Origin of the sequence: Salinimicrobium sp. TH3 (assembly GCF_026676115.1) — a bacterium.
In the GTDB taxonomy this organism is placed as follows: domain Bacteria; phylum Bacteroidota; class Bacteroidia; order Flavobacteriales; family Flavobacteriaceae; genus Salinimicrobium.
Map to the genome: position 1 here is coordinate 262,683 of NZ_JAPONB010000004.1, position 14,426 is coordinate 277,108.

General features: G+C 40.6%; 11 protein-coding genes. 3 read left to right on the top strand and 8 right to left on the bottom strand.

Features of this window, described 5'->3' with window-relative positions; translation table 11 throughout:
• Position 1: 1 nt before the first annotated feature.
• Positions 2-2,047 (bottom strand): HD family phosphohydrolase, encoded by a 2,046-nt coding sequence (locus tag OU683_RS08655; protein ID WP_268137252.1) that lies wholly within the window; start codon positions 2,045-2,047, stop codon positions 2-4.
• Between the two features lie 114 nt (positions 2,048-2,161).
• On the opposite strand from OU683_RS08655, the gene OU683_RS08660 reads away from it, so the two are divergent.
• Positions 2,162-3,340: an acetyl-CoA C-acyltransferase gene (locus tag OU683_RS08660; protein ID WP_268137254.1), complete on the top strand. Its 1,179-nt coding sequence runs from the start codon at positions 2,162-2,164 to the stop codon at positions 3,338-3,340.
• A gap of 26 nt (positions 3,341-3,366) precedes the next feature.
• Positions 3,367-4,113: a C40 family peptidase gene (locus OU683_RS08665; protein WP_268137256.1), complete on the top strand. Its 747-nt coding sequence runs from the start codon at positions 3,367-3,369 to the stop codon at positions 4,111-4,113.
• Between the two features lie 51 nt (positions 4,114-4,164).
• On the opposite strand, the gene OU683_RS08670 is transcribed toward OU683_RS08665, so the two are convergent.
• Positions 4,165-5,442, bottom strand: coding sequence for a tetratricopeptide repeat protein (locus OU683_RS08670; RefSeq protein WP_268137258.1), 1,278 nt, complete (start codon positions 5,440-5,442; stop codon positions 4,165-4,167).
• 22 nt (positions 5,443-5,464) lie between these two features.
• Positions 5,465-8,020: a DNA gyrase subunit A gene (gene gyrA / locus OU683_RS08675; RefSeq protein ID WP_268137260.1), complete on the bottom strand. Its 2,556-nt coding sequence runs from the start codon at positions 8,018-8,020 to the stop codon at positions 5,465-5,467.
• Positions 8,021-8,279: 259 nt separating this feature from the next.
• Here gyrA and OU683_RS08680 point away from each other — a divergent pair, with 259 nt between their 5' ends.
• Positions 8,280-10,841, top strand: a complete 2,562-nt coding sequence (locus tag OU683_RS08680) for an ATP-dependent Clp protease ATP-binding subunit (RefSeq protein ID WP_268137262.1) — start codon at positions 8,280-8,282, stop codon at positions 10,839-10,841.
• Between the two features lie 52 nt (positions 10,842-10,893).
• Here the strand turns inward: OU683_RS08680 and hisIE are convergent, their stop codons facing one another.
• The 5 genes from hisIE to hisH form a co-directional block, all read right to left on the bottom strand.
• Positions 10,894-11,499: a bifunctional phosphoribosyl-AMP cyclohydrolase/phosphoribosyl-ATP diphosphatase HisIE gene (hisIE, locus tag OU683_RS08685; protein WP_268137264.1), complete on the bottom strand. Its 606-nt coding sequence runs from the start codon at positions 11,497-11,499 to the stop codon at positions 10,894-10,896.
• A gap of 270 nt (positions 11,500-11,769) precedes the next feature.
• Positions 11,770-12,525: an imidazole glycerol phosphate synthase subunit HisF gene (hisF, locus tag OU683_RS08690; RefSeq protein WP_268137266.1), complete on the bottom strand. Its 756-nt coding sequence runs from the start codon at positions 12,523-12,525 to the stop codon at positions 11,770-11,772.
• 90 nt (positions 12,526-12,615) lie between these two features.
• Positions 12,616-13,335: a 1-(5-phosphoribosyl)-5-[(5-phosphoribosylamino)methylideneamino]imidazole-4-carboxamide isomerase gene (hisA, locus tag OU683_RS08695; RefSeq protein WP_268137268.1), complete on the bottom strand. Its 720-nt coding sequence runs from the start codon at positions 13,333-13,335 to the stop codon at positions 12,616-12,618.
• Positions 13,336-13,371: 36 nt separating this feature from the next.
• Complete coding sequence (locus OU683_RS08700; protein WP_268137270.1) at positions 13,372-13,728, bottom strand: four helix bundle protein; 357 nt, start codon at positions 13,726-13,728, stop codon at positions 13,372-13,374.
• A 58-nt stretch (positions 13,729-13,786) separates the two neighbouring features.
• Positions 13,787-14,407: an imidazole glycerol phosphate synthase subunit HisH gene (gene hisH, locus OU683_RS08705; protein WP_268137272.1), complete on the bottom strand. Its 621-nt coding sequence runs from the start codon at positions 14,405-14,407 to the stop codon at positions 13,787-13,789.
• Positions 14,408-14,426 lie beyond the last annotated feature (19 nt).

Below are 14,426 nucleotides of genomic sequence, written 5' to 3' on the forward strand. Positions count from 1 at the left end.
CCTATTCCGGATATTCGATCCTTAGGTGGTAAATGTTTTTTAGCTTCCGCTTAAGGATCTTTTTCACCTGCTGAATTTCCATAAATGTCACATTTGAATTAAGGAACTGTCCATCTTCCATTTGTTTGTTGATGATCTTTTCAACAAACTCATCTATGGTTTTAGCCGTAGGTTCTTTAATACTCCTGCTGGCTGCCTCTACACTATCACACATCATCAAGATGGCCGTTTCCTTACTAAAGGGCATGGGACCGGGATACCTAAAATCATCCTCATTTACGTGCTGGTCATTATCCATTGCCTTTTTCAGAAAATAATACACTGTAGTAGTACCATGATGTGTCCTGATGAAATCAATCACCCTATCTGGCAGATTTCTCTTTTTAGCAATTTCAATTCCATTTATTACGTGTTCAATGATAATGTCGGCACTTTCTTTAGGGGAAAGTTCATCATGAGAATTGACAGATGTTGTCTGGTTTTCGGTAAAATAAGTAGGATTGCGCATTTTCCCGATATCATGGTAAAGTGCTCCTACCCTTACAAGCATCGCATTCGCATTTATCTCATTGGCTGCTGCCTCTGCCAGGTTGGCCACGTTAAGCGAATGGTGAAAAGTTCCCGGAGCTTTATCTGAAAGTTCCTTGAGCAGTTTTGTATTTGTGTCTGAAAGCTCCAGCAGCGACATATCGGAGATCAAACCAAAGATCTTTTCGTAAGCATAGATTAGCGGCTGCACAAAAAGAGTTGCCAGCCCCCCCAACAGGAACATGAGAAAAGTTTCAGATTCCACTTCGTAGATCGAACCTTCCTGGATTACCGTAAAAGCAAAATAGGAAACTATATACACCAATGTGATCTGTCCAACCGTAATAAAAAGATTGGCTCTTTTATATAATTCGGAAACTGTGAGAATGGTCACGATCCCTGCAATGATTTGGAGGAACATATACTCGTAGCTGTCGGGCACAATAAATCCGAGCAATAAGACGGTGATAACGTGCGTAAAAAGCCCAAGGCGGGAATCAAAGAACCCTTTAATGGTTAACGGTAAAACACACAAAGGAACCACATATACATACGCCACATTAAAACGTATGATCAATACAGTAAGCAGTACCATGAGGGTAACGTTAAAATAGATGAAGGTTACTTTTATATTATTCTGAAAGATATCATAGCGATATTTTCTAATAAAGAGCATCAACATGAGCAGGGCGAGGAAAACAAGCAGGGTGTATCCAACAATTACCCAGTTGTAGTTGGCTTCGCTCCACACCTGTGATTCATACTCGGCTTTGAGAGAATTGAGGACCTGTAACTTGTCTCCTTCCACTACTTCTCCTTTGGCGACAATAATGGTCCCCCGCTCTACATTCCCGCGGGTATAGGAAATCTGGTTATAACGACTTTCCAGATCATTTTGAGTAAGCGCTTCATTATAAGATACATTGGGCTTTACGGTATCAAAGAACAACCCAATCAACTCTTCCCGATAATTTTGTAACTGTGCCTGATCTATTTTTCGATTAAGAAAATCCCTTAACTGGCTTTGCTTTAATATGCTTTTGTAGGTCACCTCTGTCACCTCATTTCCTTCCCGCAGGTACACCAGTTGATCTGGACTAAGGGGCACTATCTCCTGCAGGACTCCTGCATCATATATCTCCTCAAAAGTATTTTGAATGAACTCTTTAAGCCGCATATTTTCCCTGCGCGTAAGTGTATCGGGAAAAATACGTACAAATTGTCCTTCCAGTGCAGCCTCTACTTCTTCAACAGCTTCTGCATTATAATCGTAGTAGGGAACATGGCTTTTGTTGATCTCCTCCTTTTCTGCAGAGAGTTCTTCGGGAGTCTTTAAGATGGCAAAATCAAAAGGCGCATAAAGGTTTTCATACTGCCATGGTTTACCTTTTGGGATCTCATATTTAAACTTGCCTCCCTTCGGAAACATGTAAACTATGATCACAGTAGTAAGGAGGAATAAAAAAACCTTATAAAAAAGGTCCTGATTTTTATAAAGACTGTTTATAAACGATTTCATACAGGGAGAATATCTTATCAAAAGTACTAAAAAATCCCGGCTGAACTGTAGGCATTGGTTTGTTCCTTTTAAAATGATTAAATTCGCAAATGTAAAATCTTAATCCTCTAAACCATGAATAAGGAAGTAGTTATAGTAAGCGCAGTAAGAACTCCAATAGGAAGTTTCCTTGGCAGCTTATCCACCGTTCCCGCTACCAAACTGGGATCAACAGCAATAAAAGGAGCTCTCGATAAGATCAATCTTAAACCCGAAATGGTTGATGAAGTGCTTATGGGTAACGTAGTGCAGGCCGGTGTAGGACAGGCTCCAGCAAGACAGGCAGCTCTTGGTGCCGGTATACCTACCAGTGTTCCATGTACAACTGTGAATAAAGTTTGCGCCAGTGGAATGAAAGCAGTCATGCAGGCAGCACAGGCTATAGCCAATGGAGACGCCAATATCGTGGTTGCAGGAGGAATGGAGAACATGAGTCTTATTCCACATTACTTACACCTAAGAAACGGACAAAAATTTGGCCCCGCTCAAATGGTTGACGGAATGCAAAAAGATGGACTTGTGGATGCCTACGACCATAATGCCATGGGAGTAGCTGCAGATCATTGCGCTAAAGAAAATAATTACTCCCGGGAAGAGCAGGATAAATTTGCCATTCAGTCCTATGAAAGATCCCGAAAAGCTTGGGAAGAAGGTAAATTTGATGAAGAAATTGTGCCGGTTGAGGTACCACAGAGAAAAGGGGATCCTGTTATCGTTAAGGAAGATGAGGAGTACAAGAATGTGAAAATGGACAAAATAGCTTCCTTACGACCTGCTTTTAGCAAGGAAGGTACTGTTACTGCCGCTAATGCTTCAACTATTAATGATGGTGCAGCTGCCCTTGTGCTTATGAGTAGGGAAAAAGCCGAAGAACTGGGAATGGAAATATTAGCAAGCATCAAAGGCTTCGCAGATGCCGCTACAGACCCTATTTGGTTTACCACAGCCCCGGCCAAAGCACTTCCAAAAGCTCTTGATAAAGCAGGCGTTTCTATTGACAAGGTGGACTTCTTTGAGTTTAACGAGGCCTTCTCTGTTGTAGGCCTGGTGAATATGAAGATCCTGGAACTGGAAGATAAGAATGTGAACGTAAACGGAGGAGCTGTTTCTTTAGGACATCCGCTGGGATGTTCCGGTGCCCGTATAATCGTTACGTTGCTTAATGTTCTTAAGCAAAATAATGGAAAAATAGGCGCTGCTGCTGTTTGTAATGGTGGTGGTGGAGCTTCGGCTATGATCATTGAGCGTCCATAAATCTTTTTTTCAAAGCACACTTTTGAATGCAATATGCCATTTGTAATTTAGGCACGGTTGGCCTTAGAGCAGAACCTGCACATACTGCCGAAATGGTTAGCCAGCTGCTTTATGGGGAGACTTTTAAAGTCCTGGAAGAAAGAGCAAAATGGTCAAGGATAAGAACTTCTTTTGAAGCTCTTGAAGCCTGGATTGAAAATAATCAACTTCAGAAAATAACTGAAGTAGATTTTGAAAACCTGACGAATAATGCGCTCGAGCTTTCGGCCGATCTTATGGAGTTTGTTATGGAGTCTGACCGTTTAATACCTATACCCCTGGGCTCTGTATTAAATGGGGTTGAGCTTTTAGGGCATCAGCATTCAGGTTTGGTGTCTATGGGAAACCAGGCAAAAGAAAAGCTGATCGAGACCGCATTTTTATATCTCAATGCTCCATTTCTTTGGGGCGGAAAAACACCCATGGGAATTGATGCGAGTGGCTTCACTCAAATGGTTTATAAACTCAATGGTTGTAAATTATCCAGAAATGCTGCAGATCAAGCCAGACAGGGAGAATCTCTTAGCTTTATTGAGGAAAGTGAACCAGGAGACCTGGCGTTTTTCGATGGACCCGACGGGGTAATTAATCATGTTGGGATCATGATGAGGGACAACTATATAATCCATGCCGATGGTAAAGTGCGGCTGGATCGCATAGATCATTCAGGAATTTATAATTCGGAACTGCGAAAGCACACTCACAAATTAAGAGTGATCAAAAAGATCATATAAAAAAAGCCCGTTCAAAAATTGAACGGGCTTTTTCTTTATTGCTATTCCAAACTACTGCTTTGGAGTAGCCTCTGCATTTGAAGTTTCAAGCTCAGCAATCTTTACTTTCATTTCTTCTGCCTTTTCAGGTTCATTGATCTGATAATAGATATTCATCATCGTTCTTGCAGCTTCAATGTTTGTTGGATCTTTAACCATTACCTTTTCAAGGTGTGGAAGAGCTTCTTTATAGATTCCCTGACGCTCTTCAGCAAGTTCCTCATATTTCTTTTGATCAGCTTTGCTCATACCAAGGCTATTCATTTGCTCTACTAAAGGAGCTTCTTTGGAAAGAATAATATAAGCGATATTAATTCTGGCATTTGACATTTCGGGGTCAAGTTCTATAGCTTTCTTGTAGTACTCAATCGCACGATCATTTTCTCCAAGTTCTGCAGAACTTACTCCCATGTTATAGTAAAGTGTAGCATTATCGGGATTTTGTCTTACAACTTCCTCAAGGATCTCACGGTATTTCTCCATGTCTCCCATTTGGTAGTACATATCGGCTTCTGCCTGCATAAGAGTGGCGTCATTAGGATTAGCCTCTTTTGCTTTTTCCATTGCAGCAACAGCTTTCTCTTTTTCACCTTTTTCGATGTAGATCAAAGCAATGTTCTTAGCAATTTCTCCTTCTTTGGATTCTTCCTTCTTTTCCTGTGGATTAATATATGTTCCAGATTTTACGAAAAGATCTCTTTGCTCTTTTGAAGCCATTCTCTCCTCTTCACCTGTTTCTTTATTTACTGCAGTATAAACAATTTCTTCTCCTGTAAATCCTAGATCCTGAAGCTCCTTATAATATCTTAAGGCTTCATCATAATCTTTTGAGTTCACAGCATTAGAAGCTGCATAATACAGATATACTGTATCGCGGTTACTCATCCTGTAGCTTGCTTCAAGTTTCTTAGAAGCTTCAGCAAAGTTTTGAGCATTTTGATCTGTAATGGCAGCATTCACTAATGCATTACTTACAGTAGACATTCCCTGCTCCGCCTGTTCCTGGCCAAGCTCCTTAGCTTTTTTCATCGCTTCGGCCGCAGCCATAAGATCGGCAGTAGGAACATTTTCACCATTTCCTACTAATGCATATCCTTTGTAAAGGTAGAAATCGGCTTTCTCATCATTATCGGCATCAGCCAATTTTGCTTCTGCCTCCTGAAGATAATTTTTAGCTTCCTGGAATTCTCCTTTTTCAACTGCCTTACCGGCTCTTTTGATTTCTTTTTTTTGGGCAAATGATACGACAGTAAACATAGCAAGTGCCGCCGTAAATACTCTGGTTTTCATCTTTTTTGGTTTTGATTAAAATTTATTCCTCACTATCGTTTGCAATAGTTGTGCCATCATCATTTTGATCAGTGATCTCGGGGGTTGCATCTCCAGCTACATCCTCAACATCTTCCTCCTCGTTTATCACTTTTGCCACTGCAGCAATAGAGTCATTATTCTTTAAGTTAATTAACCTTACCCCTTGTGTGGCGCGGCCCATTACTCTTAAGTTTGACACAGATGTTCTAATGGCCAATCCAGACTTATTGATGATCATAAGATCATCAAGATCGGTCACATTCTTAATGGCAACAAGGTTCCCGGTCTTGGCTGTAATTGAAATGGTTTTCACACCCTTACCTCCACGGTTGGTAATTCTGTAGGTTGGTTCCCCATCTTCGGGGTCATCTATATAGGTACGTTTACCATATCCATTTTCTGAAACCACAAGTATAGTCTCTTCCATTGGGTTCTCTACGGTAATCATTCCTACAACCTCATCATTATCATCTGCGAGAGTAATTCCCCGAACTCCAGATGCGTTCCTTCCCATGGGCCTGGTTTTGCTCTCATCAAAACGAATGGCTTTACCGCTCTTAAGAGCCAACATCACCTGACTTGCACCGGTGGTCAATCTTGCTTCAAGAAGCTCATCCCCCTCACGAATTGTAATTGCATTGATCCCGTTAGTCCTCGGCCTTGAGTATTGTTCAAGAGAAGTCTTTTTCACCTGCCCTTTCTTGGTAGCCATCATTACATAATGACTATTTATATACTTCTCGTCCTTAAGGTCTTTTGTACAAATAAAAGCTTTTAGCTTATCATCCGGCTCAAGATTGATCAGGTTCTGGATTGCTCTACCTTTTGAAGTTTTACTTCCTTCTGGGATCTCAAACACCCTCATCCAGAAACACTTACCTTTTTCAGTAAAAAATAACATGTACTGGTGATTGGTACCTATAAAGAGGTTCTCCAGGAAATCTTCATTTCGGGTTGTAGAACCTTTTTGTCCAACTCCTCCCCGATTTTGCGTTTTATATTCTGTTAATGATGTACGTTTAATATACCCCGCATGTGAAATAGTAATTACCACCTGTTCATCCGGGATCATGTCTTCCATACTTAAATCTCCACCGGCATATTCAATGTTGGAACGTCTTTCATCTCCATATTTTTCTTTGACCTCCAGCAATTCCTCCTTGATCACATCCATTCTTCTTTCCTTTCGGGCAAGAATGTCCTTAAGATCCTCAATGGTCTTCATGATCTCTTCATACTCTGCACGTAGTTTATCCTGCTCAAGACCTGTAAGTTGTCTCAAACGCATTTCTACGATAGCCTTTGCCTGGACCTCAGAAAGTTCGAAACGTTCAATTAATTTTGTCCGTGCTTCATCGGCATTACTGGAAGCCCTTATTAATGCAATTACCTCATCAATATTATCTGATGCAATGATTAATCCTTCCAATATATGTGCACGCTCCTCGGCTTTGCGAAGTTCATACTCTGTTCGTCGAACCACAACTTCATGCCTGTGCTCAACAAAATGGTAGATCATATCCTTCAAATTGAGCATTTGGGGACGTCCTTTTACCAGCGCAATGTTGTTGACACTAAATGAGTTTTGAAGCGAAGTATGTTTGTAAAGGAGGTTAAGAACGATGTTTGGAATAGCATCTCTTTTAAGGATATACACTATTCGCATTCCATTACGGTCAGACTCATCTCTTATAAGAGAAATACCCTCGATCTTCTTGTCATTTACAAGTTCAGCTGTTTTTTTGATCATTTCAGCCTTGTTGACCTGGTAAGGGATCTCTGTAACGATAATTGCCTCCTTACCTGCAACCTCTTCGGTATGAGCCTTAGCTCTTATAACTACTCTTCCACGCCCGGTTTTAAAAGCTTCCCGAACTCCATCATACCCGTAAATTGTTCCCCCGGTTGGAAAATCGGGAGCCTTTACATGCTCTATAAGTTCATCTACCTCAATATCATGATTGTGAATGTATGCTATCACACCGTCCACAACTTCCGAAAGGTTGTGAGGCGGCATATTGGTAGCCATACCAACTGCAATACCACTGGCTCCATTCACTAAAAGGTTAGGGATACGTGTGGGTAACACTGAAGGTTCATGAATAGTGTCATCAAAGTTAAGCTGCATATCGACCGTTTCCTTATCAATATCGGCCAACATATCTTCACTTATTTTGCGCATCCTTGCCTCGGTATATCGCATAGCAGCAGGGCTATCGCCATCAACCGAACCAAAGTTACCCTGCCCGTCTACCAGCATATAACGTAAACTCCATTCCTGGGCCATACGTACCATAGTGTCGTAAACAGAAGAATCCCCGTGTGGGTGAAACTTACCTAATACTTCCCCTACAATTCTAGCAGATTTTTTGTGAGCTCTGTTGGAAAGCACTCCCAATTCATACATTCCATATAATACCCGGCGGTGAACCGGTTTCAACCCGTCACGCACGTCTGGCAGGGCACGTGACACAATGACCGACATTGAATAATCAATGTAAGCCGACTTCATTTCATCTTCAATATTGATAGGAATTAACTTTTCTCCTTCAGCCATAAATATTCTATTATTTTGGTTCAAAAATCTAACGTGCCAATTTACGCATTTTAGGCTAGCCGGGTACACTATTCATTGAGGTTTTCTTGTATTTTATTAACAAATTTTTAGTTGTGCTTGGTTAATAAGTTCATTACATTCTGCTTTGTTTTATTAAACCAAATTCGTCAATTAGCTTTACTTCAGAAGAAGACAATAGATACAATCGGGTATGGTTTTTGAAACCTTGATATAAATAATCAGAGAGAAAGGAATTAAAATGGATGATAATTTTTCACCAAGAGTAAAAGATGTGATTGCCTATAGCAAAGAAGAAGCCTTGAGGCTTGGACATGACTTTATAGGCACAGAGCATTTAATGCTGGGTCTTCTAAGGGATGGAGATGGCAAAGCCATTAATATACTTCATGCCCTGGATGTCGATCTCACTCACTTAAGAAGAAAAGTAGAGATCCTTAGCCCTGCCAACCCAGATGTGGCCGTAGAATCTAATGAGAAGAGAAATCTTCACTTAACCCGCCAGGCAGAAAGAGCTTTAAAAACCACATTTTTGGAAGCCAAGCTTTTCCAAAGCACTTCTATAAATACTGCGCACTTGTTGTTATGTATTTTAAGGAATGAAAATGATCCTACAACAAAGCTTTTAAATAAGCTTAAGGTGGACTACGACGGGGTTAAAGACCAGTTCAAATATATGATCACCAACGATGACGATTATATAGATTCTCCTACTTCTGAATCTTTTTCAGATGAAGATGCAACTTCAGATGATTCCGGAAAGAGCAATCCTTTCGCAGGAACGCCTGGAAAATCTACCAAGAAGTCAAAAACTCCTGTTTTAGATAACTTCGGAAGGGATTTAACTGCCCTTGCAGAGCTGGATAAACTGGATCCTGTTGTAGGTCGTGAGAAAGAGATTGAACGAGTTTCGCAGATATTAAGCCGAAGAAAGAAGAACAATCCACTTCTTATTGGAGAACCGGGTGTTGGTAAATCGGCAATTGCTGAAGGTCTTGCCCTTCGAATTGTAAAAAGAAAGGTTTCAAGGATCCTTTTTGACAAACGTGTGGTAACACTTGATCTTGCCAGTTTAGTGGCAGGCACAAAGTACCGCGGGCAGTTCGAGGAAAGAATGAAAGCCGTTATGAACGAGCTTGAAAAGAATGATGACATCATCCTTTTCATTGATGAGATCCATACCATTGTTGGTGCAGGTGGCGCAACCGGAAGCCTGGATGCCAGCAATATGTTCAAACCTGCCCTCGCCCGAGGTGAAATACAATGTATTGGTGCCACTACACTAGATGAGTACAGGCAGTATATTGAAAAAGATGGGGCTCTTGAAAGACGTTTTCAAAAGGTAATTGTAGAGCCTACAACCATTGAAGAAACTATCGAGATCCTTAACAACATTAAGGATAAATACGAAGAACACCATAACGTAACTTATACAGACGAAGCCATACAGGCATGTGTGAAGCTTACCAGCCGGTATATGACAGATAGGTTCCTCCCAGACAAGGCCATTGATGCCCTGGATGAAGCAGGGTCGAGAGTGCATATAACCAATATCGATGTTCCAAAACAGATTCTTGAACTGGAACGCAAGCTTGAAGAAGTAAGGGAGCTAAAAAATACTGTTGTTAAAAAACAGAAATATGAAGAGGCTGCCAAACTGCGTGACGATGAAAAGAACATAGAAAAGGAACTGGCAAAAGCCCAGACAAAATGGGAAGAAGAGTCGAAAATGCACCGCGAGACGGTGACCGAAGACAATGTCGCCGATGTAGTATCTATGATGACCGGTGTTCCTGTAAACAGAATTGCACAGACAGAGATCAATAAACTTTACAAATTACCGGAGTTGATCAAAGGCAAAGTAATTGGCCAGGATGAAGCTGTAGGAAAAGTTGTAAAAGCCATCCAACGTAACCGTGCGGGGCTTAAAGACCCAAACAAGCCAATTGGTTCCTTTATTTTTCTTGGTCAAACAGGGGTTGGTAAAACCCAGCTGGCAAAGATCCTTTCCCGTGAACTGTTCGACAATGAAGATGCGCTAATACGTATCGACATGAGTGAATACATGGAGAAATTTGCAGTGAGTAGATTGATTGGTGCACCTCCTGGATATGTAGGTTACGAAGAAGGGGGACAGCTTACCGAGAAGGTGAGACGTAAACCTTATGCTGTAATCCTGTTAGACGAGGTTGAGAAAGCTCACCCAGACGTATTTAACATGTTATTACAGGTGCTTGATGATGGATATTTGACTGACAGTCTTGGTCGTAAGATCGACTTTAGAAATACGATCATTATTATGACCTCTAACATTGGAGCAAGAAAGCTGAAGGATTTTGGACAGGGAGTAGGATTTGGTACAGCTGCAAGAACTTCTCAGGCAGACGATAATGCCCGTAGTGTGATCGAAAGCGCCCTTAAAAAAGCATTTGCACCCGAATTCCTTAACCGTGTTGATGACGTTGTGATATTCAATCCTCTTGAACAGGAAGATATTTTTAAGATCATCGATATCGAACTTGAAAAACTTTTTGGTAGAATTGGAGCTCTGGGATATGACCTTGAGTTAAGTCCTGAAGCTAAAAAATATATTGCCGAAAAAGGTTTTGATAAGCAATACGGTGCGAGACCACTAAACCGTGCAATCCAGAAGTATATCGAGGATGCGCTGGCAGAAGAGATTATTACCTCTCACATTGCTGAAGGTGATAAAGTCTATATGGATCTTGATGAAGAGAAAAAGGAATTGACTATAAAGGTTGAAAAAGCCAAAAAAGAGACAAATTCCGAAGACTCGAAGTAAAAACTTTTAAATAAAACAGATAGAGCCTGTGACAAACCGTCACAGGCTCTTTTTATTTTTTACTGTGTCTATCCCTCAATATTCCTGTAACGTCTTTCAAATTGTATCCTTTAGCCTGCAGGAGGATAAGATAGTGAAACAGCAAGTCGGCACTTTCGTTTAGAAACAGATCATCGTTATTATCCTTGGATTCAATCACCACTTCCACAGCCTCCTCTCCTACTTTTTGGGCGATCTTATTGATACCACTTTTAAAAAGAGAAGCCACATAGCTCTTCTCATTTTCGGGATTTGATCTTCTGTCAGCGATCACCTCTTCCAGCTGAGTCAAAAATAGTATTTCTGAAGTATTTTTTTCTCCCCAGCAAGTATCGGTTCCTTTATGGCAGGTTGGTCCCTGAGGATTTACCAGGACAAGCAGTGTATCATTATCACAATCTAGTTTCATGTCCACAAGAGTCAGAAAGTTTCCGCTTTCTTCCCCTTTTGTCCATAGTCTTTGCTTGCTCCTGCTGAAAAATGTCACTTTTCCTAACTCTTTGGTCTTTTTTAATGCTGCTTCATTCATATAGCCCAGCATCAACACATTCTTCGTCTCTGCATCCTGAATGATCGCAGGTACTAAACCGTCTTTATCTTTACTAAAATCTATTTCCATTTCATTATTTATTTATCATAACTATCCTGTTGTCAGGCCGAGCGAAGTTGGGACCTCCTTTTGAACCAAGCACCAGGCACCAAATTCCAAATTCCCATAATAACTTGCGACTTGCAACGTGCAACAGTTTCTTTTCCCGCAAATCTCACAGATCTCCGCAGATTACTCCCCAGTTTTCCAAGTACCAACCCTTCACCGGCTACCCGCAACTTCAATTAAAACCCAATTTTTTAAACAAACCCCAATTAACTAATCACTAATCACCAGTAACTAGATCCTAACTTCAATCCCCTTTTCCTTCATCTCCTGCTTCAGATCTTTTATTTCTATTTCCTTAAAGTGGAAAACACTTGCAGCCAATGCAGCATCAGCTTTTCCTTTTGTAAAAGCATCACAGAAGTGTTCCCTAGTACCAGCTCCACCCGAAGCAATAACAGGGATACTTACCATTTTTGAAATTTTCTCCAGGGCTTCATTGGCAAAACCTGCCTTAGTGCCGTCATGATCCATCGAGGTAAACAGGATCTCCCCTGCACCACGCTCCTCAACTTCCTTTACCCAGTCAAAAAGGTCAATTTCTGTCGGGACTTTTCCAGCCACAAGGTGCACCAGCCATTTTCCCCTTATCTGCTTTGCATCTATTGCCACAACAATACACTGCCTGCCAAATTTGGCTGCCAGTTGATTGATCAACTCCGGATTCTTTACTGCAGCCGAATTAATTGCAACTTTGTCGGCTCCGTTTTGTAAAAGCAGGTCGACATCTTCCACTGAAGAAATTCCGCCGCCAACGGTGAAAGGAATGTTTACCCTGGCGGCTACCTTCCGTACAAGTTCTGCCAGGGTTTTTCGTTTTTCTTCTGTAGCGGTGATATCGAGAAAAACCAACTCATCTGCACCCGACTTCGAATAGGCTTCAGCCAGTTCAACCGGATCTCCAGCATCCCGTAAACTCACGAAATTTACTCCTTTTACCGTTCTTCCGTCTTTTATATCGAGGCAGGGAATTATTCTTTTTGTTAACATTTCTTAGATATTAGATTTGAGATATGAGATGTGAGATTATATTCACTATTCCTATCTCGTAATATTACCTGGAGATTGGAATTTGGAATTTCATCCTATGAATTTCTCCAGTTGTTTCAAACTTATCTTATTCTCGTAGATCGCCTTTCCAAGAATCGCCCCTTCACAACCTATCTCCTGAAGTCTCGGAAGGTCATCAAATTCTGCAATTCCTCCTGAGGCAATCAGTTTAATGCCGGGAATTTTCTCCAGGATCTTTTGGTACAGCTCAAAAGAAGGACCTTCCAACATTCCATCTTTAGCAATGTCGGTACAGATCACATATTTTACTCCATTCTTAGAATAACTTTTTATAAATGGAACCAAATCTTCTTTGGATTCTTCCAGCCAGCCGCTTACTGCTACCTTTTCATCTTTTGCATCTGCCCCTAAAATGATCTTTTCACTGCCATATCTTTCAAGCCAGGACAGAAAAATTTCCCGATCCTTCACAGCAATACTTCCGCCGGTGATCTGGAAAGCTCCGCTGTTAAAAGCTATCTCGAGATCCTTATCAGATTTTAATCCGCCGCCAAAGTCTATCTTTAAATCAGTTCCTGTAGCGATATTTTCAAGAACCTTATGATTGACAATATGCTTTGATTTGGCGCCATCGAGATCCACCAGGTGCAGATATTTTATTCCGTGATCCTGAAACATTTTCGCCACCTCCAGCGGATTCTCATTATATATTTTCTTTGAATTATAATCACCCTGAGAAAGCCTTACGCACTTTCCGTCAATGATATCTATAGCTGGAATTATTCTCATTTGAAGTTAGATTTTAGAAGTTAGATTTTAGAAGTTTTATCTCTCCTGTTGATTTCTTTTAGCTGTGTTTATTGAAGCTACTACAATAGAAACTATTTCATTCGCTTCCGAATGTAGAAGCTTTACCTCCTGAATATCTTTATCAAGAATTTCAATGAAAAGCTCCAGAAAATACATACTTTCATCTGCCTCTTCCTCTACTATTTTTAGTTTATTAATGAAATCAGCTGTTGATTTAGCCCTTTGGGCTGCTCGGTAATTTGCTCCTACAGAACTTGAACTCCTAAGTAGCTGATTGACATATGCGTTATATTCCCGTGAATGGGGAATCTTGCTGCAAAACTTCCAACAATTAACAGCAAATTCCTTTGTTCTTGATTTTATATCCTTCATTTTCTTCTTATTATCCATCGTACTTCTAGCTTCGTAAATCTTACTTCATTTCGTACTTCTAACCTCGTAAATCTAACTTTAGAAAATTTTCCAGAATTTTCTCTCCTGCACTGCTACTCTTTTCAGGATGGAATTGTACACCGTAGAAATTGTCTTTTTTTAAAGCAGAGGAATAATTGACTCCGTAGTCACATTTAGCTATGGTTTCGGAACAAACAGGAGCGTAAAAACTATGAACGAGGTAAACAAATTCCTGTTCTGCTATCCCTTCAAAAAGGCCAGTTTTCAGGTCTTTAATCCTGTTCCAGCCTATATGAGGAACTTTTAAGGTTTTTTCAAAATGGATCACATCCACATCGAAAACTCCGAGACCTTCAGTTTCTCCTTCTTCAGATCGATTGCACATTAACTGCATTCCCAGGCAAATTCCCAATACAGGCTGTTTCAACTGCGGAATCAATTTATCCAGTCCTGTGCTTTTCAGTTTTTTCATTGCAGAACTGGCCTCTCCCACTCCCGGAAAAATTACTTTATCTGCAGATTTTATCTCTTCAACATTATCACTTAAAAGTCCTTCATAACCGAGTCTCTCCAAAGCAAATTTTATACTTTGTATATTTCCGGCTCCGTAGTCAATAATCACTATTTTCTCAGATTCTATTTTATTCTCAATACTCATATCTCAATTCTAAAGTCTC

Bases quoted from the DNA above. Each gene is read 5' to 3' on its own strand.
- OU683_RS08655 (WP_268137252.1), bottom strand. From the start codon at position 2,047: ATGAAATCGTTTATAAACAGTCTTTATAAAAATCAGGACCTTTTTTAT.
- OU683_RS08660 (WP_268137254.1), top strand. From the start codon at position 2,162: ATGAATAAGGAAGTAGTTATAGTAAGCGCAGTAAGAACTCCAATAGGA.
- OU683_RS08665 (WP_268137256.1), top strand. From the start codon at position 3,367: ATGCAATATGCCATTTGTAATTTAGGCACGGTTGGCCTTAGAGCAGAA.
- OU683_RS08670 (WP_268137258.1), bottom strand. From the start codon at position 5,442: ATGAAAACCAGAGTATTTACGGCGGCACTTGCTATGTTTACTGTCGTA.
- gyrA (WP_268137260.1), bottom strand. From the start codon at position 8,020: ATGGCTGAAGGAGAAAAGTTAATTCCTATCAATATTGAAGATGAAATG.
- OU683_RS08680 (WP_268137262.1), top strand. From the start codon at position 8,280: ATGGATGATAATTTTTCACCAAGAGTAAAAGATGTGATTGCCTATAGC.
- hisIE (WP_268137264.1), bottom strand. From the start codon at position 11,499: ATGGAAATAGATTTTAGTAAAGATAAAGACGGTTTAGTACCTGCGATC.
- hisF (WP_268137266.1), bottom strand. From the start codon at position 12,525: ATGTTAACAAAAAGAATAATTCCCTGCCTCGATATAAAAGACGGAAGA.
- hisA (WP_268137268.1), bottom strand. From the start codon at position 13,335: ATGAGAATAATTCCAGCTATAGATATCATTGACGGAAAGTGCGTAAGG.
- OU683_RS08700 (WP_268137270.1), bottom strand. From the start codon at position 13,728: ATGAAGGATATAAAATCAAGAACAAAGGAATTTGCTGTTAATTGTTGG.
- hisH (WP_268137272.1), bottom strand. From the start codon at position 14,407: ATGAGTATTGAGAATAAAATAGAATCTGAGAAAATAGTGATTATTGAC.